Here is an 18,635-nt window from a genome sequence, read left to right as displayed (position 1 = left end):
CTAAAATAATATTCTTATTTTTGCTTATAGCAATGAAAAAGATTACCTAATTCTTCTAAGGTTTTTAATAATATAAGAAAGAGTAATTATAGGGTTACAAAGAATTATTTTAAATAACCTAAAATAAGCGTTTAAATTTCTATCTTCAATAAACCAATTATATAAATCATTTATAGGTTTAATCTCAGCAGGAATAATATATTTATCTTTAAATAATTCTTTCAAAGCTCTTTTTGCCTGTTTTGCTTCTACTTTACGCTCTATTGTTAAGCTTTGATCATGAACTTTATAAAAATATAAAGATTCCGGTATATGAGTAAATTTTGTAACAAGCCCAAGACGAAGCCAATATTCATAATCGTCAACTAACCGCATATTTTCATTATATCCGCCTACTTGCCTTGCTAAATCGGCTCTATACAAGAAACATGCACCTACGCAATCTCTAATCGGTAAAAATTCAGGCGATTCTTGATAGAGCCGTGTACCTATCCTACCCTGCTCATCGATTAAAGTATAATCAGTATATACAAGCCCTATCTCAGGTGAATTATCAAGTGTCCTAACCATTTTCTCTAAAGCATTTTCATGAAAAAGATTATCATCGGAAGTCCAAGTAAAATACCTCCCCTTAGCATCTTTAAAAGCAATATTAAGACTCGCCGGCAATTTTTTATTAGTCTCGTTTACTATTACTTTAATACGTGAATCTTGCTCTGCATATTTCTTAGCTACTACAACGCTATTATCTTTCGAGCAATCATCAATAATAATAAGCTCAAAATCTTTAAAGCTTTGATTAAGGCAGCTTTCAATAGCAAAAGGTAATAGCTTCTCTCTATTGTAGACCGGCAGAACTATTGAGATTTTTGGAAGATTAATATGCATGTACTCCTAGAATATCAAGAGTATTTAAACTATCAGTTATATTTTCTATTAGTTCTGATTCTTCAGATTTGCATTTATCCTCAAAGATTAATAATATATTACTTAAAGCATCATTAAGACTTTGGGGTATTATAATATTTTTCTCTTCGAACCTTTTAATTAGTTGAATCAAAGGATAAGCATATTCAATTGATAACAATTCTTTATGCTGATCTAATAACCCGGCAAGACAATCAGATATTGCCCATAACCAAGAATCAACTCCATTTTTATTATCTATTAAAGAAAACACTTCATTGGTTCTTTCAATTTCTCTTTCAATATCATTTATAGGAACCGGCATAATTTATTATATTTTGTAAGTTTATATATTTAGTATTTAGATATTCAAATATCCCTTCAAATGAGCCTTCAATTCCAAAACCTGAAGCTTTACGCCCTGCAAAAGGTGCTTTTGCATTTGCAGGTAACGGGTCATTAATCGATACCATACCAAAATCAAGCTTACCGGCTATCATTTGTGCCACGGATATATTATTTGAATATACATATCCTTGCAAGCCATATTCGGTATTATTGGCACGCTCTATTACTTCATCTAAATCTTTAAATCTATAGCACGCAATCACCGGACCGAATATTTCCGTTTTAAAGATATCCATATTATCTAAACAATCAGTAATCATAGTCGGTTCAATAAAATTATCAACAGCTGTACCGCCACAAATTAATTTAGCTCCTTTATTTTGTGCATCTGCTAAAAGCTTTTGTATTTTTTCTATAGCCGCCCCATTAATTAATGGACCTATATCCGATGTTTTATCGAATCCGTCACCGGCTTTTAGTTTAGCAAAGTTCGCCTTTAGAATTTCTATAAATTTTTTATATATAGATTCTTCTATAAATATTCTGTTAGGGGAAGTACAAGACTGACCACTATTTCTAGTTTTAGCGATTACTAAATCACCTGCTACTTTTTCTAAATCATTATCTGCCGTTATAATGAAAGGAGCATTGCCGCCAAGTTCCAAAGATAAACGCTTTATAGTATTTGCGGCAGTTTTATATAGAATTTTACCGACATCTGTAGAACCGGTAAATGATAATTTCCGAAGCCTAAAATCTTCACAAAAAGCCTTACCTATAATATCCGAATTACCTGTAATTACGTTAAATACTCCGGCAGGCAAACCGGCATCACTTGCAATTTTTGCAAGTACTAAAGCTGATAGAGGCGTAAGGCTTGACGGTTTTAATATAACACTGCAACCCGCTGCTATTGCAGGAACTACCTTGCGTGTAATCATTGCATTTGGAAAATTCCAAGGAGTTATAGCGGCCGAAGGTCCTACCGGTTCATATTGCGTAACAATTTTATGAGCTTTATTATTCCCCGGTTTGATAGTCGAATGAATATTATGTATAGCATATGTATACCAATCAATAAAAGATGCTCCGTATAGAATTTCTTTTTTTGATTCGGCAAGTATCTTCCCCTGCTCTAAGGTTAATATATGACTTAACTCATCAATATTTTCGATTACTAAGTTATACCATCTTCTAAGAATCGCTATTCTTTCTTCAAATGAACTTTGTGACCATGCAGGAAAAGCCTTAACTGTATTATCTATTACAGAATTAATTTCATATAATTCTAAATTTGGAACTGTAGCGATTTCTTTTAAAGTCGAAGGATTAATAACGGATATTTGTTTCCCGAATTCTACAAATTCACCGTTTATATAATTCTTTCCCGTAATGTTTTTAAGTAAGTTCATATTTCCCTCAATAGTATTAATGACTTTGCTTGCTAAGCTGTGGATGTCATTCCCGTAAAAGCGGGAAAGCATTGTTGTGTAGGGATCGATTCCGGCCCTGTCATCCCGCGACTTGATCGCGGGATCCAGTTTTTTAAATTTTTTCTGGATACCGTAGTCAAACCATGGTATGACACTGAACTCGTTTTTCGAGCCACGCAACAACGCCAAGCAGGAATGACATCAGTGATGTTTATCATAATTTTAGAATCATACAATAAAGCTTAGTTTAAAAGAAAGTAATATTATAGAAAGCATTATTAATTAAGCTGCTTCATCATAACAACTTCTTACCACGCCGGCAATTTCTGTATCAGCCTCCTCTGTTCCAATCGTGAATTGTTGACCGTCTTTAGAAAATGTAATTTCTTTATCGGTATCTACTTTATCTCCAATAAAAACATCACCTTTTTGTACTCGAGTGATCAAATTTAGTTGTTCTCCTAATATTTTCCAAATAACCACCTTTTGCTCAATATTATCAATATATTGCATAATTCCTCTCTATTTTCTAAAATTAGAAAGAAAAATTATATTGCTATAATTTTCAATACAAGAATTTATTAAAAAAATTAATAAATTCTTATACGACTGTTTCTTTTTTTTAGAAAATCTTATCAGATGGGTCTAGAAAAGGCTTGGTTACATGACTTGAAAAAAGCACTGGATGAAATATAGAAAACGAATTATTTATTTAGAAATTTTTCAGCCTCAAGAGCTGCCATACAACCACTACCTGCAGCAGTTACTGCTTGTCTATACATTTTATCCTGAACGTCACCGGCAGCGAAAACACCTTCTACGCTAGTTTTAGTCGTGCCTGGCTTCGTTATGATATAATTATCGTCATCCATTGCAATTTGTCCGGTAAATAAGCTTGTATTCGGTGCATACCCGATAGCTACAAATACACCGCTACAATTCACTAAACTAATCTCTTTAGTGTGAACATTTTGAATTTTAACTCCGGTAACGGATTTTAGTTTATTATCACCGACAATCTCATCTACTACATGATCCCAAATTACCGATATTTTAGGATTTTTAAATAATCGATCCTGTAATATTTTCTCAGCTCTAAAACTATCTCTTCTATGCACTATAATAACTTTGTTAGCATGATTGGTTAAGTATAAAGCTTCTTCTACTGCACTATTCCCTCCCCCTACTACAACTATTTCTTGATTCTTAAAAAAGAAACCATCACAAGTAGCACATGCTGAAACACCAAAACCACGAAATTCCTGCTCTGAAGCTATACCAAGCCATTTTGCTTCCGCACCGGTACAAATAATTATACTTTCTGCTTCATACTCATTCCCGGCTCCGGTAAATACTTTAAAAGGTCTTTTTGATAAATCCACCTTTTCTACGTAATCACTAACAATTTCCGTACCGACATTTTTAGCCTGCATAGACATCTGCTCCATAAGCCAAGGTCCTTGCACCGTTTCCGCAAACCCGGGATAATTTTCAACATCGGTGGTAATTGTAAGCTGCCCACCGGGCTGCATACCATTGATTAATATTGGTTTTAAAGCAGCTCTAGCCGTATAAATAGCAGCACTTAAACCTGCGGGACCTGAACCTATTATTAGTACTTTAGCAGTAATTTTCATAATTATATTTATCTATTAATTTTCTTTTTTGTTTTCTAATTTCTCTAACCAAGATTTGACATAGTTAATTTCTTCAGGGTTCATTAGAGAAGGTGTATGCCCTGCGTATTTTATTTCATAAAGATCAAAAGTTTTTGTTTCTTTCATTTTTTTAACGGTAGATTTTGTTAAAATTTGAGATTTCATCCCATGAATTACTAATGTTTTACATTTTATTTTATTCCATACTGACCATAACTTAACATCTTCTTGGTTACGGTTACCGGCATTTTTTATTCCTTTTGTTATAGCAGGATCATAATTCATTTTATATTTTCCACCAAATGTAGAAATAACACTATATTTTGTTAAATAATCCCAATCTTCTTCGTCTTTGATACCTGATTGTGCATAAATAAGCTTTAGATGTTCTTTGGCACCAGCCAAATCATCTAAGATAATTGTTTTTTTAGCATAACCTCCAATTTTAATTAAAGGAGCAGCATCGATAAATGCCCCTATATCATTTAATATTAAGGCTTTAAAAATATTTTTATATTTACTGGCAAGTACCATACCTATAATACCGCCCATTGAAGTACCAAGCCAAATAGGTTTTTTAATATTTAGTCTTTTAAAAAAGAATAACGTATCTTTAATATAGGTAGTATAATTATAATGATTAGCTTTTTTAAAATTTTCGCTATCACTGCGACCAGGATAATTTATTGAAATTACTCTATAATTTTTACTCAATTCTTTAGCTATTTTATCAAAATCATGAGCATTTCTAGTTAAGCCGTGAGCACATACTATTATATTTTTATTTTTAGGATCACCGAATTCCACATAAGAAATTTTGTGTTTCGGTATATATTGAAGAGGTAATAAATTAATATAGGGACCAATTTTTATTGAATTAATTTTCATATGAACCTATTAATACCAATTTAGAATAAGTTTTAAAAAAATCATTGTCATCATGTTATTAATTTAAGTCACTTAAAAATATACTGACCATCGTCGGCATATATATAACTACAAAAAGCAAAGATAAAAACACAGTAGCAGCAACTTTCTCAGGATAAAATTTCTGTAAATTCGCTATAACTATAGTATTTGCAGCAAGCGGTGCTGTGGAAAGTAGCTTTAAGGCATTATAGTAATCATTGTTATACCATTTTGTTACAAAATGATCAAACATGATAAATAACCCTACCCCCAAAGGATAGAATAAAAATTTAGCAGCAAAAGTAGCAAGAGTAAATTTTATATCGACTTCAAATTTTTGCAGAGACGAAAGAGCAAGACCCACCATAACCATACCGAGTATCGAAAAAGAGCCTTTCATATTATATATAAAATCATCTAAAAAATCCGGTAAAGTAAAACCGCAAAAACTAAACAAACATCCCAAGAAAAAAGCATTTAAAATTGGCAGTTTTACTACTTTTAATATACTATCGGTAGTATTAGCAAAGCTCCTCATACAAATATAAAAACCGACGGAACATTCATAAATATTAACTCCTATAACAGCCATCATGTAAATACTTAAAGTATAATCATCAAAAAGTGCCGCAGCTATAGGCAGCATAAAATACCCGCCATTTGCCGTACCTGCAGATAAAGCTATAATATTACGTGTATGATCCTGCCAAAATTTACCAAAAAAATAATAAGAAAAGAGCGATAAGAGTGTTGCGATTACAAATGTTACGACCGTAACGCTTAATGCCGAAAGTGTTAAGGTTGTACTAGCGGGTATAGTAAAAAATACTATAGGCGATATAAAATAGAACAGTAACGAAGAGATACTATCTCTTTCAACATTTGAATATTTACCTGCTAAAAATCCTATTACTACACTTAATAATACCGAAACGGTTTTAAAAAAAACTATACTAAAGATTATCATGTAATGAGCTAAAGATATAATTACTTATAATACATGAGATTTTATTTTTTTCACTAGATTTTATAAAGATTTTTATTTCGTAAACTTTTAATTGAAATATCAAAAGAATTATGTTATTTAAAGCTTCTAATTTAGAATAATATTTTAATATTATTAATGCAAAATCTATTATCCTTATTCATTATATTTTTATGCTTAAATTCCTATTCTAATCCTATGCCTCTTGGTCTTGAATTAAATAAAACTACCAATATAGATCTAACAAAAAAATACAAAATTATCAATAAAGAACCTAATTATTGGCAAGGATATAATTATTATATAGAACCAAACGAAAAAACTATCTCTAAAGCTTTAGTGATATGTAATGATTTTAATGTAATAGAAACCGTTATTTTAACTATAGATAAAAATAAATATAGTTTAGAAGAAGAAAATAATAAAGTTGCTACTTTCAAGGATGGTGATTGTTTAGTAATACTTGACTTTTCTGAATTAAATCCTGAAATGGAACTTGTATATATAACGAACGGTTTCTATAAAGAATTTTTAAATAAACTAGATAAAGAAGCAAAACTAGAGCAAGAGCAGATGAAGAGATTATTGTAGTACTTGTCATACCATGGCTTGGCCACGGTATCCAAAAACAACTTAAAGTATACATCGTTTTAGCATTTTTAACTGGATCCCGCGATCAAGTCGCGGGATGACAATCAAAAAACCGATCCATGCCAACACCTATGTAGGAATAACACACGAAGCCAATTCGGAAATTATAGGCATTTGTAAATTATATTTTTTTATCAAATCTAAAACCGATTTTAATGCTTCTCTTCCCTCTACTAGTTCTTTATATTCCTGTAAAAATTTCCTTTTATCGCTACTAATTCCAAGCTCATAACCGAATTTTGTATTGCGTGAGCCTAAAGAGTAACAGGTAAGTACTAAATCGCCTACTACTCCTGCTTCTAATAATATATCTAGCCCCTCTTGCATACCGCCTAAAGCTTTAGATAAAATTATAATTTCTTTTAAGGCAGATACTATAAGTGTTGCTCTTGCATTTTCGCCCTGCTCTTTTGCTAAATCAATCCCGCTTTTAATAGCAAAGATATTTTTCAATGCTCCTGCCACCTGTAATGTCACAATATCGCTTGTCACATTAGTAGTAAAAATTTTTGAACCTAGATTATTGGCTATTTTATTTGCTACATCTATATCTAAACTTGCAATGCTTGCTGAAGCCGGTAAATTTTTAGCAAGTTCCTTTGCAAGATTAGGACCGGATAGAAATGCTATAGAGTTATACGGTAATAGGGTTTTGAGTCTATCGGAAAATAATTCAGTAGGATTACGGGCAAAACCTTTTGTTGCGATTAGAAGAGTATTGTCTGTGGAAATGCCATGAGTTTTTAATAATTTTATTGAATCATCGAAAGCGTAAGACGGTACTGCAATAATAATCAGTTCAAAATCCTTAATTATATCTAAGTTTGTAGTAGCCTGTAAATGAGAAGGTAGTTTAATATCCCCTAAATATTTTACGTTAGTTTTGTTATGTAAAATTTCTTTTACTATTTCCTCGTCACGTAAAAATAAAGTAACATTATTACAGCTTCGTGCTGCTAAAGAAGCTAGGCTAGTACCAAAACTCCCTCCTCCGTAAACCGCAATATTTTTAAATTTACTCACTTATAACTTTCTCGATATTTACTATTATAACGGGTGATTTATTTATTTCTTGTTTTAAGGTTTTACGGATTGTCCCTTTTATTGCCTCGATCACTTGCTCATCCGATAATAGTTTTTTAGCTTGTTTATTTTGAATGGTAACAAGCTCTTTAATATCGTTTTTAATTAGATTAACTAACGCAACATCCTCCTTTGGATCAAGCAGTCCAGGCATAGACAGCATTGGGTTTGCAGCAAGCAAGCCTTTTTTATTGATTACTACCGATGCTATCACGATACCCGACTCACGCATACGTCTTCTAGCTTTAAAAATCGGCGATTCTACAGGGAGTAAATAATTACCGTCTACGGCTAAATAACCGCTTTCAACCTTTGAAATTACTTTTGCATTATTAGATTCAAGCAATACTACGCTACCGTTTTCAACCTCTACTGCCTGTTTTATACCGTTTTTCTTAGCAAGCTTAACATGTTCATGAATATGCACAGGCTCGCCGTGAACAGGAATACAAATATTCGGTCTAATTAAAGAATACATTTTTTTTAGTTCGTCAATCGATGGATGTCCTGAAACATGGACAAAATGGTCTCGCTCGGTAATAACTTCTACACCGGCTTTAACAAATATATTAAATAATCTAAATATTTTCTTTTCATTGCCGGGAATAATTTTTGAAGAAAAAATCATTGTATCTTTAGGAGCAAGCTTTATAGATGGGTGAGAATTACTAGCCAGTTTTGCGGCGGCGGCCATAGGCTCACCTTGACAACCGGTAGCAATTACTAATAATTCTTCTCTTCTAAATCTGCTAACATCACGTTCACTAATTAGAGGAGTAATATCTTTAAAATAGCCGCTTTCTTGAACAGCAAGCATCATACGATGCAAACTTCTACCGGTTAAGACTACTTTTCTACCCGCAAGCCCTGCGGCATGAATTATTGTATCAAGTCGTGCTAAATTGGAGGCAAAGGTTGAAACTACTACCATTTGAGGGCAGCCGGCTATGATATCTACTAAACTTTTTCTAACATCACCTTCAGAACCTGAGCTTCCCTTATTAAACACGTTAGTTGAATCACAAACAAGCGCAAGAACCCCTTCATCTCCATAAGATTTTAAAAGTTCCTCATCGGCTTTTTTACCAAGTATCGGATCGTTATCAAATTTCCAATCTCCCGTATGTAAAATATTACCCGCCTCCGTACGGATCATAATTGCTTGCATTTCAGGAGCCGAGTGAGTCAGCGGCACCATTTCTAAGGAAAAAGGATCTAGATTTATTTTACTACCCGGTTTTACTTCATGAATTTTTATATTTTTAGCAAAATCATATTCATTTAAACGAATCTTTAAAAAGTTTGCCGTAAAAGTAGTAGTATAAATAGGACATTTAAGGCTATTCCATAAATATTGAACACCGCCTAAATGATCTTCATGAGCATGAGTTAAAATCAGACCTACTATATCTTTTTTATATTTTTCAATAAAGCTACTATCGGCAATTATCATATCAACACCGGGTAAATAATCATCGGCAAAACCGCTACCGCAATCAATCATTAGCCATTTCCCTTTATAATGATAAAGATTAAGATTCATACCTATTTCATTAGATCCTCCTAGCGGCACAAATAATAAATCGTTTTTATGGTTTTTAATGTTGAATGATGACATAATTTAACTTAATATTTATTTTATTACTTTATTCTTATAACTTATTATTAGTTAAGCGTCTATTATTAAAAAAGAAATTCATATAATGAATATAAATAAAATAGCATTGATTTATAATAAAGATTCTAAATCTTTAGCAATTATAGAAGAAATAAAAAAGCTATATAATTATTGTGAGATAGAGGAAGCAGAAGTAATTATAGTAATAGGAGGCGATGGAGAATTACTACATAATATTCACCGCTATATGCATCTTAACCTCCCTTTTTACGGAGTTAATTTAGGAAGCCTCGGCTTTTTAATGAATCCTTTAGATACTAAGAATTTATTACAAAATATACATGAAAGTACGGTTTCTATACTAAATCCTCTTCTTATGCAAGCCGAAGATACGAGCGGTCAAATATATACGGCACTTGCTATTAACGAAGTATCGATATTTCGCAAAACTAATCAAGCTGCTAAATTTAGAATAGACGTAAACGGGATAGAGAGAATGAGTGAATTAGTAGCAGACGGAGCTTTAGTTGCAACACCTGCCGGAAGCAGTGCTTATAATTTATCTGCCGGCGGTCCTATTTTACCGCTTGAATCAAACATGTTATGCCTAACCCCTATCTGCTCGTTTAGACCACGTAGATGGCATGGTGCTTTACTGCTTTCATCTGCTACGATTAAATTTGAAATATTTAATACAACCAAAAGACCGGTAAATGCTACTGCCGACTTTCAGGAGTTTAATAATATCATACAGGTTACCGTTAGCTCTACTAAAGACAAGCCTATCAAATTGCTCTTTAATAAAAATCATACGTTGGAAGATCGAATTATTAAAGAGCAATTCGGCGGGTAATTATTAAGAAATATTAATAATTTTTTGACTAAGGATTAAATTAATGTATAATGCCTTGTTAAAATAACTAGGTATTATATGAAAGCACAAAAGTCCTCTATTCACTTTTCTGAAAATAACCATATTTTATGGTTACCGCCTGTCGGTGATATTATGCTACAAGGGACAATAACACATATCGAAAATGAAGTTACAAAGTTTAAAATAGAAAATTATTTAGAGACTATAGAGAACATAAAGGATTTAAAATTAGCTTTAGAAACAGCTAATATGGCAAGTAATAGACTAAGTAATAGACATAAAAAATTATAATTATGAAGACCTGAAAAACCACAAATTATTTGAAAATTATACCATAAATCAAGATAAAACGGCTATAATTCACAAAAGCTATGAATCAGAAATCGAGTTTAAATTTGAACCTATATCATTTCAAAATCCTTTAGATCGTATTACTTATAAGTGTAATGCACAAAAAAATATTTTCTTTATAGCCGTAGCAGCAACAAATATTCAAATTATGGAAAAAATAGCCAAAGATCTACTTAATACTGCCACCGTAGTTTCAAAATTATTAAACACTACAATGGGCTATCAACAATATCTTCAATTCTTGGAGCAGATTATAATATTTATAAAACCTGCAAAACAACTTGAAGTTATAAAAAATTTAATAAATACAATAACTATAGATCTCATGGCCTTAGCTCATTTTTCAGGAATATTAAATAATGCTAAAGAATATGAAGCAGTAATAATAATACTTGAATCTACACTACTTAATCCTCAGCTACCGACTTTAGTAAGCGATGGTGAAGAAAAAGAAGCTTTATATCGTTGTCGGACTAATCTGTGGTCAGCATATGTTAATACAAGGAATTTATCATTAGCTGAAGGGTAATTATTGCTCATGTTAAAAGATAAACCAAATAATAGTAACTTCTATAATTTGTTTACGATTTATAAGCTCAATGGAAAATTTACAGAAGCAGAGAATTTAATACAAAATGCTTCTAATGATATAAAAACTTTAGCAAAAATGATTTTGAATTTTAACGAAATTGCTCAATCTAACTTAAATTCAATTAATCAAAATAATTTACCTGATAATTGTAAAGGCATGTTACGGATCTTTCAATATATGGCTAAATATAATAAATATTCTACTTCTGAGAAAATTTCAAATAAAGAAAAACTAAAGGATGAGTTAATTAAAATTAGTAAGAGTGTTAATGAACCATACACATTAGCTCAAGTTGCATTAAAGACTAAACAATACGAACTAGCACAGCAGTTTTTAGAAAATGTACCTCAAATAACTCTCTATTTAGATACACGCGTAAATAATACTTTTAAGGCACTGGGATTTTTACTAAACCCTGAAAAATATAGCACCCAAATTCATATAGAAAATCTTACCAACGAACTTCATTTTTCATCAGATCAAGCTATAAAAATAGTTGATAAGGTTAGTATAGGTTTGATTGCAGATAAGAAATACAATCTAGCTTTAGAAAAAATTGATGAAGTTCTAAACCATGAGCCTCAAAATCAAGAAGTTCTTGAAAGAGGTTGAGAAGTTGCTTCATTAATTAACAATCAAGAAAAGATACAACAATATTCTAATCTCTTATCTAAAGATGATAACTATGAGATACCCAAAGAGTGGGATCCTATAGAAATTCATAAATATTATCAGTTAAGAAAAGAACAGGATTTATTTCATGCTCTCCAACAAATTACTCGTCAGCAAGAAATGATTCCTAATAGTATATGGCATATTGCAAAAGAGCATGATATTACTATCAACGACGTTATTCCGCTTGGTAAATATAGAGGTCTAGATTGTTATGGAAGAATTAGTGAAAAATTAGATAAGAATCAATGTGATAAATTTGTGAATGCCTTAAAGAAAGGTATAATATATAGACAACAAGGTGATAACGGCGTTAAATTTATCGGTAAAAAAGCAGTTGCAATTAAAATTGACGGTGACCAGCGTTTATTCACAAATATATTACATTCAAACGAACATGGTGAATTACTGATAAATTTTGATCATCAAGGGAATCATAATGATGTAATAAAATTTGCCGGCGAACATCATCTAGAATTTCATCAAGATTTGCTATAACTTTAATAAAATTGTTAATACTTATTCAAAAGGTTGGCGTAGGTTAATAGCGGCAGATAATGTACCCTCGTCTAAATAGTCAAGTTCACCTCCGATAGGTATGCCGCTAGCTAGGCGAGAAATTTTAGCAGGATGCTCTTTTAAATATTCGGTGATAAAATAAGCGGTAGTCTGACCTTCTAAAGTAGAATTAGTAGCAATAATAACCTCTTTAATATTTTCTGCAAAACATCTTTTAAGTAGTTCGGGTAATCTGAGTATGCTAGGATTTTGTCTACTAGTAGCTGCCGATAAATTATGACCAAGTACGTGATATAAACCTTTAAAATTACCGCTACGCTCCATTGCCCATAATTCAGCTACGGTTTCGACAATAGCAATAACCGACTTGTCTCTATATTCGGAAGAACAAATACAGCAAATATTTTCCGTATCCATATTACCGCAAATTTCACATTTTACTATTTTTTTGTCTATATCTATCAGATTGTTAATAAGACTTTTTAATCTTACGTCTTTATCTTGTAGTAGGTATAGTACTATACGTCTTGCCGACCTACTACCAAGACCAGGTAATTTTGAAAAAAGATAAATTAGCTGATCTATATCATTTGTTTCATTCATTGGAATACTTAAGCCTTGATCACGACTGTTCCGGCTATTTTATCATGTAATGCTTGTTTTTTAGAAGAAAAAAGTATGAAAAAAATACCGATAGGAAAAGTCATATACCCTAAAAATCTTTTAATTAACTGCTTTAAAGTCGGACGATTTAATGTTACGGCATCTACTATTTTCATACGTAGAAACATTTTACTAAGCGTTGCACCTTTATAATACCAAAGCGTTATGAAATATGAGCCTATTACTAATATATTAGTAGCAAAAATTGAAATATTAAACAAAATATACTTATTAAAATTTCCTGCTTTAAGATATTCATAAAATTCCTGACTCATAATAGAACTAAACATTGCATTAGGATTATGAAGACTAATGTTATTGCTAAGGAAATAATCATTAAAGAACAACCATAATAAATTAAAAGAACAAAATTGTGATATTGGGATTGCTATAAAGGCAAATAATGATAAATCAAGTGCCGTAGAAAAAATTCGTGCTATAAAATCAGGATAAATAATTTGCTTTTTCATTGCCGGTTACTTTATTTTGGTGTTAGATATAATTGGAATGGCTTTGTTGTATGACTTTTAAAAAGCATTCAATGTCATCCCCGTGAAAACGGGGATCCAGTAAAACATATAAAAACTTGTTTTTATATGTTTATTTGACCAAATATACACCTAATATTAAGGTTATTTTTTGGATTCCCGCCTAGGCGGGAATGACATCGAGCAATACAACACCCCTAATTAAAATTTACTATATAATATTTATGGAACAATTTGAAGCATATAGTTTATTATTTGTTGATAGTTTTGTCTCAAATCTTGTTATTGGTTTTCAGAATGAATTAATATTTCATTCTATGAAAATGTTTGGGGGCTATAATAGTTTAATAATGCTGCTAGTAGCTACTTGTGCTTCTCTTAGCGGTAATGCAGTCAATTATATTTTTGGAAGAATAGTTTTAAATATCTTTTATGCTTCCAAAAATGAACAAAATATTTTGAGGCATAAAAATTTAGCAAAACTATATTACACATATGAGATATTTATACTTTTCTTAATGGCATTTCCTTTTTGGGGAAGCTTTATTTCTTTATTCTCCGGTTTTTTTAAAACCAAATTTTTAAAATTTTTAAGTATTTGTAGCTTAGCTAAAATATGTTATTATGCCCTAACATTATATATTCTATAATTTATGAAAAAATTAACTAAAACCAGTTCTCATAGACAACAAAAATTAGCAAGTATTATAAATGAAGCATTAATCGCAATTCTAAGGCGTGGTAAAATGCTGGATAGCAGACTTTTTGATTGTCCTCTCACTATTACGAAAGTTATAGTTACTGCCGACTTAAAAATAGCTAATTGTTATTTCTTGCCTTTTAATACTAAACTAACAATAGATGAAATTATGGATGCATTAAATAATTCTAAAAATGCTATCAGAAATTTTATTACTAATAAAATAAATATGAAATTCTCGCCTGATATAAGATTTCATTACGATCACGGATTTGATAATGCTATAAAAGTGGAAAAGCTATTAAAAAATATCAGTCTAAAAGACGAGATAAGTGAATAAATAAAAAGGTGCTAGGGGATAAACGCAATCATTGAAAACAATAATTATCCGTTATACTAAAACGCTTAAAAATTAAGCTTTAGTACAACAGCCCCCTAGCATAAATGGACTAAAGGCTATAAATGTTTTGCAATGATGGAGTTTAAACATCATTTACAAAACAATAATATTATAATAATTAAAATAATCAAGATATTTTAGTGATTTTTTAAACTTTAAGTGTAACTCAAATAAAAATAAATAGAAAATGTCTCCTCAAATAATAGAGTTATTAATTTTTGCCGTTATTGCCTTTTTTATTATCAACAAATTAATTACGACTCTCGGTTCTACTTCAGAAGAGGAGCAGACAAAGCAAAAATCTTATTTTGGCGAACCTGTTATTAAAGACGTAACTCATAGTGCAGTTAAATCTAATAAAGAAGAAAAAAATTTTCCAACAGCCCAAGATATTAAAGCTTTTAAAGATATAATAGTGGAACAAAATATAACTGCGGTCGTAGATGGAATGGAACAAGTCCATAAACGCCTTTACTCATTTGATCCGGTTAAATTTATAAATAATGCTAAAACTGCTTTTCAAATGATTATAGAAGCTGCTTATAAAAAAGACACTCAAGAATTATCTGAGCTGATAGATAAAAGATACTTGGAAGAATTTGAAAAAATCACACCATCTTACGGTGATTTTTTTGATTCATCGGCTTTAAGTGCAAAATATTCGGCAATTTACCTGTTCGGTAACAACATATTTATTAAATTATTATTCCAAGGTAAAAATGTAGTTGACAAAATCGAAGATTTAAAAGAAGAATGGACATTTACACGTAATGCTAATACCAAAGAAGTTGATTGGTTCTTAAGCAATATCGAGAAAATGTAGCTGTTATATTGTGGCTTGAATGTCATTCCCGCGAAAGCGGGAATCCAGAAAAAAGCGAGCTAACTCGAGCTTTTAATTTTAAAATCTAGCGTGTTTATACTTTTTAGTGACTGGATTCCCGCTTTCGCGGGAATGACATCAAAAGAACCACAAAATTAAATAACAAACTATTAGTAATGACAAAATGTTCCTATATTATAGCTACTATATTAACAATAGGCGTGCTTTTTATGTTTCAAAATCAAACCGCGGTAGCAGATAATAACAATCAAATAATCCCAAGAAAAGTTTTATTCGGTAATCCTGATAAAGCAAGAGTTTCTTTAACTCATGACGGTAAGTATATTCTATATATCGCACCAAAAGACGGTGTCTTAAATATTTGGCTAGCACCTGCAGATAATATTAGTAAAGCTGAAGCCATAACTCATGATAAAGATCGTGGGATAAGAGGCTATATGGTAGTTTATAATAATAAGAATATTATATATTCTAAGGACCATAAGGGCGATGAGAATTTTAGACTATATAGTTATAATATAGAAACAAAAGAAACAAAATTACTCACTCCTGAACGTGATGTTAGAGCAGGTATAGTTGCAGTAAGCTATAAAAATCCTAATGAAATATTAATAGATTTAAATGAGCGTGACCCTAAATATTTTGATGTTTATAAATTAAATCTAGATACTTTAGAAAAAGAGCTAGTACTAAAAAACGAAAAATTTACAGGTTTCATAGTAGATAATAATTTACACATAAAGTATGCTGCTGCACCTGATAAGGACGGAGGCACAGAATATTATGAGCTAAAAAATGATAAATGGGAATTATTTACTAAAATATCAATGGAAGATTCAGCGAATACTTCTATTTTAGGTTTTGATGCTAGTGATAAAATTCTCTATATGATTGATGGGCGTAATCGCAATACTTCGGCACTTAAAGCTTTAAACTTAGCTACCGGTAAAGATGAAATATTAGCTGAAGATTCAAAAGCCGATGTTGGCTTATTTACAGTTCATCCTATCAAGCAAACTCCGCAAGCAGTATCCGTAAACTATGATAGAGTTTCATACAAGATATTAGATAAAGATATTGAAGGTGATGTTAAATATTTGCAGGCACTTGATCGCGGTGATTTAATTATTAATAGCAGGACGTTAGACGATAAAACTTGGATTGTCGCTTATGATAGTGATAATGCACCGGTGAAATATTATAAATATGATAGGGAAAATAAAAAAGCTGAGTTTTTATTTACTAACCGTAAAGAACTTGAGCAATATAATCTTGCTAAGATGATACCGGTAATTATCAAGTCACGTGACGGGCTTAATTTAGTTAGCTATATCACTTTTCCAAATGATATAAAGCTTGATGAAAATAATATCCCCGATAAAAAAGTACCGCTAATAATTAATGTTCACGGCGGTCCGTGGGTTCGTGATAGCTGGGGGTATGATCCTGCGCATCAATGGCTTGCTAATCGTGGCTACGCAGTTTTTAGTATTAATTACCGTGGTTCTACAGGCTTTGGTAAGGATTTTGTTAATGCTAGTAACCTCGAATGGGGAAGAAAGATGCATTATGATTTACTTGATGGAGTCAACTGGGCAGTTAAGAATAATATCACTGACCCTGATAAAGTTTGTATTATGGGCGGTAGTTACGGTGGTTATGCAACTTTAGTCGGTCTTACTATGACACCTGACATATTTGCTTGCGGTGTTGATGTTGTAGGTCCTTCAAATTTATTAACCTTCATTAAAAGTGTGCCGCCTTATTGGGAACCGGCCTTAAATGAATTCAAAAAAAGAATTGGATCTTGGGACAACGAAAAAGATATAGAATTTTTAAATGAACGCTCTCCTTTAACATTTGTTGATAATATTAAAAAACCACTTTTTATTGCTCAAGGAGCTAACGATCCTCGTGTAAAACAAACAGAATCCGATCAGATTGTAAATAGCATGAAAGCAAAGCATATACCGGTAGTTTATGCACTTTATAACGATGAAGGACATGGCTTTGCAAAACCTGGCAATAGAATATCTTATTATGCTCTTGCCGAGCAGTTTTTGGCTAAGATTTTAAAAGGAAGAGCGGAAAGCATAGGAGAGGACTTAAAGAATGCTAATCTCATTCTGAATGATAAAGAAAAAATTACCGGTGAAGAGGCAGAAAAGATTATAGATACAGCAGTTGGTAATTAAGCTTTGTTGCGTGGCTCGATTTTTTTATTGTCATCCCGCGAGCTTGTAGCGGTATCTTTAGAAATTTAATTACAGCTTACTTTATGAGATCTCGCTACAAGCTCGCGGGATGACATAGTCGGAGTACTATTATGCTACTTAAAAATACTGAAAATTCTTACGGCTTAATTGCAAAACTTTTTCACTGGATCATGAGCATTATAGTTATAGTAATGCTTATTGTCGGTTTCTCAATGGATAATTTCGTAGAGCCTCCTTTAAAATGGCAGCTATACGGGATACATGAAGCAACCGGTATAGTTGTTTTATCTTTAGTAATAATAAGGCTTTTATGGAAATTCTATAATGCTAATGTTTTGCTACCGGAAGGTATGCCGAATTAGCAAAAAAAGCCGCTAAGATTAATATAAATTTGCTATATCTTTTAATGTTATTAATGCCGATAAGCGGCTTCTTCATGACTATTTTATCAAATCATCATACGGTCTATTCACTATAAACTCTTTTGCTCAAGATTTACAATTAGCTCAAATCTTTAAGAAAATCCATAAAAAGGCTGCTTTGTTATTTACTGCTTTAATTATTTTGTATATACTAGCTGCGTTTTATCATCACTTTATTAAAAAAGATAACGTACTTAAGAGGATATGGAATGAGTAAAATGATGTCATCTCGCGACTTTTTGATCGCGGGATCTTAGGATACCAGCCTGTGATACAAGATACCGCGGTCAAGCCGCGGTATGA

General features: G+C 31.6%; 23 protein-coding genes. 12 read left to right on the top strand and 11 right to left on the bottom strand.

Annotation, left to right across the window (positions count from 1 at the left end):
* Nucleotides 1–42 precede the first annotated feature (42 nt).
* From ACIAS7_RS05620 to ACIAS7_RS05590, 7 genes are all read right to left on the bottom strand, one after another.
* The gene (locus tag ACIAS7_RS05620; protein WP_473198570.1) at nt 43–888 is read right to left on the bottom strand and encodes a glycosyltransferase; all 846 of its coding nucleotides are present in this window, start codon (nt 886–888) and stop codon (nt 43–45) included.
* Complete coding sequence (locus tag ACIAS7_RS05615) at nt 878–1,231, bottom strand: hypothetical protein (RefSeq protein WP_473198569.1); 354 nt, start codon at nt 1,229–1,231, stop codon at nt 878–880. The genes ACIAS7_RS05620 and ACIAS7_RS05615 overlap by 11 nt, the downstream gene beginning before the upstream one ends.
* Nucleotides 1,212–2,666 (bottom strand): NAD-dependent succinate-semialdehyde dehydrogenase, encoded by a 1,455-nt coding sequence (locus ACIAS7_RS05610; RefSeq protein WP_473198568.1) that lies wholly within the window; start codon nt 2,664–2,666, stop codon nt 1,212–1,214. Before ACIAS7_RS05610 ends, ACIAS7_RS05615 begins: the two co-directional genes overlap by 20 nt.
* Nucleotides 2,667–2,969: 303 nt before the next feature.
* Entirely contained in the window at nt 2,970–3,200 is a 231-nt protein-coding gene (locus tag ACIAS7_RS05605; RefSeq protein WP_473198567.1) for a hypothetical protein, read from the bottom strand.
* A gap of 191 nt (nt 3,201–3,391) precedes the next feature.
* Nucleotides 3,392–4,324, bottom strand: coding sequence for a thioredoxin-disulfide reductase (trxB, locus tag ACIAS7_RS05600; protein WP_473198566.1), 933 nt, complete (start codon nt 4,322–4,324; stop codon nt 3,392–3,394).
* Between the two features lie 15 nt (nt 4,325–4,339).
* The gene (locus ACIAS7_RS05595) at nt 4,340–5,233 is read right to left on the bottom strand and encodes an alpha/beta fold hydrolase (protein ID WP_473198565.1); all 894 of its coding nucleotides are present in this window, start codon (nt 5,231–5,233) and stop codon (nt 4,340–4,342) included.
* A gap of 58 nt (nt 5,234–5,291) precedes the next feature.
* Nucleotides 5,292–6,221, bottom strand: coding sequence for an AEC family transporter (locus tag ACIAS7_RS05590; protein WP_011271009.1), 930 nt, complete (start codon nt 6,219–6,221; stop codon nt 5,292–5,294).
* Between the two features lie 156 nt (nt 6,222–6,377).
* Between ACIAS7_RS05590 and ACIAS7_RS05585 the strand changes: the two genes are divergently transcribed.
* The gene (locus tag ACIAS7_RS05585) at nt 6,378–6,830 is read left to right on the top strand and encodes a hypothetical protein (protein WP_473198564.1); all 453 of its coding nucleotides are present in this window, start codon (nt 6,378–6,380) and stop codon (nt 6,828–6,830) included.
* A 129-nt stretch (nt 6,831–6,959) separates the two neighbouring features.
* On the opposite strand, the gene ACIAS7_RS05580 is transcribed toward ACIAS7_RS05585, so the two are convergent.
* A complete protein-coding gene (locus ACIAS7_RS05580) occupies nt 6,960–7,913 on the bottom strand; it encodes an NAD(P)H-dependent glycerol-3-phosphate dehydrogenase (protein WP_473198563.1) in 954 nt (317 codons plus the stop codon).
* Complete coding sequence (locus ACIAS7_RS05575; RefSeq protein ID WP_473198562.1) at nt 7,906–9,591, bottom strand: ribonuclease J; 1,686 nt, start codon at nt 9,589–9,591, stop codon at nt 7,906–7,908. Before ACIAS7_RS05575 ends, ACIAS7_RS05580 begins: the two co-directional genes overlap by 8 nt.
* An 85-nt stretch (nt 9,592–9,676) precedes the next feature.
* Between ACIAS7_RS05575 and ACIAS7_RS05570 the strand changes: the two genes are divergently transcribed.
* From ACIAS7_RS05570 to ACIAS7_RS05550, 5 genes are all read left to right on the top strand, one after another.
* Nucleotides 9,677–10,444, top strand: coding sequence for an NAD kinase (locus ACIAS7_RS05570; RefSeq protein ID WP_473198561.1), 768 nt, complete (start codon nt 9,677–9,679; stop codon nt 10,442–10,444).
* 78 nt (nt 10,445–10,522) lie between these two features.
* Complete coding sequence (locus ACIAS7_RS05565) at nt 10,523–10,756, top strand: hypothetical protein (protein ID WP_473198560.1); 234 nt, start codon at nt 10,523–10,525, stop codon at nt 10,754–10,756.
* A gap of 208 nt (nt 10,757–10,964) precedes the next feature.
* Entirely contained in the window at nt 10,965–11,345 is a 381-nt protein-coding gene (locus tag ACIAS7_RS05560; RefSeq protein ID WP_473198559.1) for a hypothetical protein, read from the top strand.
* Nucleotides 11,346–11,354: 9 nt separating this feature from the next.
* The gene (locus ACIAS7_RS05555) at nt 11,355–12,020 is read left to right on the top strand and encodes a hypothetical protein (protein WP_473198558.1); all 666 of its coding nucleotides are present in this window, start codon (nt 11,355–11,357) and stop codon (nt 12,018–12,020) included.
* Nucleotides 12,021–12,200: 180 nt separating this feature from the next.
* On the top strand, nt 12,201–12,578 hold the full coding sequence (locus ACIAS7_RS05550; protein ID WP_473198557.1) for a hypothetical protein: 378 nt from the start codon (nt 12,201–12,203) through the stop codon (nt 12,576–12,578).
* A 21-nt stretch (nt 12,579–12,599) separates the two neighbouring features.
* Here ACIAS7_RS05550 and recR read toward each other — a convergent pair whose 3' ends face one another.
* Complete coding sequence (gene recR, locus ACIAS7_RS05545; RefSeq protein ID WP_473198556.1) at nt 12,600–13,202, bottom strand: recombination mediator RecR; 603 nt, start codon at nt 13,200–13,202, stop codon at nt 12,600–12,602.
* 8 nt (nt 13,203–13,210) lie between these two features.
* Nucleotides 13,211–13,732, bottom strand: coding sequence for an RDD family protein (locus tag ACIAS7_RS05540; RefSeq protein WP_473198555.1), 522 nt, complete (start codon nt 13,730–13,732; stop codon nt 13,211–13,213).
* 242 nt (nt 13,733–13,974) lie between these two features.
* Here ACIAS7_RS05540 and ACIAS7_RS05535 point away from each other — a divergent pair, with 242 nt between their 5' ends.
* From ACIAS7_RS05535 to ACIAS7_RS05510, 6 genes are all read left to right on the top strand, one after another.
* Nucleotides 13,975–14,400, top strand: a complete 426-nt coding sequence (locus ACIAS7_RS05535; RefSeq protein WP_473198554.1) for a YqaA family protein — start codon at nt 13,975–13,977, stop codon at nt 14,398–14,400.
* A gap of 3 nt (nt 14,401–14,403) precedes the next feature.
* A complete protein-coding gene (rbfA, locus tag ACIAS7_RS05530) occupies nt 14,404–14,790 on the top strand; it encodes a 30S ribosome-binding factor RbfA (protein WP_473198553.1) in 387 nt (128 codons plus the stop codon).
* A 247-nt stretch (nt 14,791–15,037) separates the two neighbouring features.
* Nucleotides 15,038–15,673 (top strand): Tim44/TimA family putative adaptor protein, encoded by a 636-nt coding sequence (locus tag ACIAS7_RS05525; RefSeq protein WP_473198552.1) that lies wholly within the window; start codon nt 15,038–15,040, stop codon nt 15,671–15,673.
* Between the two features lie 176 nt (nt 15,674–15,849).
* Nucleotides 15,850–17,889, top strand: coding sequence for a S9 family peptidase (locus tag ACIAS7_RS05520; RefSeq protein ID WP_473198551.1), 2,040 nt, complete (start codon nt 15,850–15,852; stop codon nt 17,887–17,889).
* Between the two features lie 131 nt (nt 17,890–18,020).
* Nucleotides 18,021–18,272, top strand: a complete 252-nt coding sequence (locus ACIAS7_RS05515; RefSeq protein ID WP_473198550.1) for a cytochrome b — start codon at nt 18,021–18,023, stop codon at nt 18,270–18,272.
* A gap of 34 nt (nt 18,273–18,306) precedes the next feature.
* Nucleotides 18,307–18,549 carry a cytochrome b gene (locus ACIAS7_RS05510; RefSeq protein ID WP_473199426.1) on the top strand — a complete coding sequence of 81 codons (243 nt, stop codon included), beginning with the start codon at nt 18,307–18,309 and terminating at the stop codon, nt 18,547–18,549.
* The last annotated feature ends 86 nt before the right edge of the window (nt 18,550–18,635 follow it).

Source organism: Rickettsia sp. 109562A South Dakota, from assembly GCF_055791265.1.
The sequence above is the reverse complement of the archived record's forward strand: the minus strand, read 5'-3'. Positions and strand labels throughout refer to the sequence as shown.

What these genes read in the sequence shown, in the direction of transcription:
- ACIAS7_RS05620 (WP_473198570.1), bottom strand. Translation starts at nt 888, where the DNA reads ATGCATATTAATCTTCCAAAAATCTCAATAGTTCTGCCGGTCTACAAT.
- ACIAS7_RS05615 (WP_473198569.1), bottom strand. Translation starts at nt 1,231, where the DNA reads ATGCCGGTTCCTATAAATGATATTGAAAGAGAAATTGAAAGAACCAAT.
- ACIAS7_RS05610 (WP_473198568.1), bottom strand. Translation starts at nt 2,666, where the DNA reads ATGAACTTACTTAAAAACATTACGGGAAAGAATTATATAAACGGTGAA.
- ACIAS7_RS05605 (WP_473198567.1), bottom strand. Translation starts at nt 3,200, where the DNA reads ATGCAATATATTGATAATATTGAGCAAAAGGTGGTTATTTGGAAAATA.
- trxB (WP_473198566.1), bottom strand. Translation starts at nt 4,324, where the DNA reads ATGAAAATTACTGCTAAAGTACTAATAATAGGTTCAGGTCCCGCAGGT.
- ACIAS7_RS05595 (WP_473198565.1), bottom strand. Translation starts at nt 5,233, where the DNA reads ATGAAAATTAATTCAATAAAAATTGGTCCCTATATTAATTTATTACCT.
- ACIAS7_RS05590 (WP_011271009.1), bottom strand. Translation starts at nt 6,221, where the DNA reads ATGATAATCTTTAGTATAGTTTTTTTTAAAACCGTTTCGGTATTATTA.
- ACIAS7_RS05585 (WP_473198564.1), top strand. Translation starts at nt 6,378, where the DNA reads ATGCAAAATCTATTATCCTTATTCATTATATTTTTATGCTTAAATTCC.
- ACIAS7_RS05575 (WP_473198562.1), bottom strand. Translation starts at nt 9,591, where the DNA reads ATGTCATCATTCAACATTAAAAACCATAAAAACGATTTATTATTTGTG.
- ACIAS7_RS05570 (WP_473198561.1), top strand. Translation starts at nt 9,677, where the DNA reads ATGAATATAAATAAAATAGCATTGATTTATAATAAAGATTCTAAATCT.
- ACIAS7_RS05565 (WP_473198560.1), top strand. Translation starts at nt 10,523, where the DNA reads ATGAAAGCACAAAAGTCCTCTATTCACTTTTCTGAAAATAACCATATT.
- ACIAS7_RS05560 (WP_473198559.1), top strand. Translation starts at nt 10,965, where the DNA reads ATGGAAAAAATAGCCAAAGATCTACTTAATACTGCCACCGTAGTTTCA.
- ACIAS7_RS05555 (WP_473198558.1), top strand. Translation starts at nt 11,355, where the DNA reads ATGTTAAAAGATAAACCAAATAATAGTAACTTCTATAATTTGTTTACG.
- ACIAS7_RS05550 (WP_473198557.1), top strand. Translation starts at nt 12,201, where the DNA reads ATGATTCCTAATAGTATATGGCATATTGCAAAAGAGCATGATATTACT.
- recR (WP_473198556.1), bottom strand. Translation starts at nt 13,202, where the DNA reads ATGAATGAAACAAATGATATAGATCAGCTAATTTATCTTTTTTCAAAA.
- ACIAS7_RS05540 (WP_473198555.1), bottom strand. Translation starts at nt 13,732, where the DNA reads ATGAAAAAGCAAATTATTTATCCTGATTTTATAGCACGAATTTTTTCT.
- ACIAS7_RS05535 (WP_473198554.1), top strand. Translation starts at nt 13,975, where the DNA reads ATGGAACAATTTGAAGCATATAGTTTATTATTTGTTGATAGTTTTGTC.
- rbfA (WP_473198553.1), top strand. Translation starts at nt 14,404, where the DNA reads ATGAAAAAATTAACTAAAACCAGTTCTCATAGACAACAAAAATTAGCA.
- ACIAS7_RS05525 (WP_473198552.1), top strand. Translation starts at nt 15,038, where the DNA reads ATGTCTCCTCAAATAATAGAGTTATTAATTTTTGCCGTTATTGCCTTT.
- ACIAS7_RS05520 (WP_473198551.1), top strand. Translation starts at nt 15,850, where the DNA reads ATGACAAAATGTTCCTATATTATAGCTACTATATTAACAATAGGCGTG.
- ACIAS7_RS05515 (WP_473198550.1), top strand. Translation starts at nt 18,021, where the DNA reads ATGCTACTTAAAAATACTGAAAATTCTTACGGCTTAATTGCAAAACTT.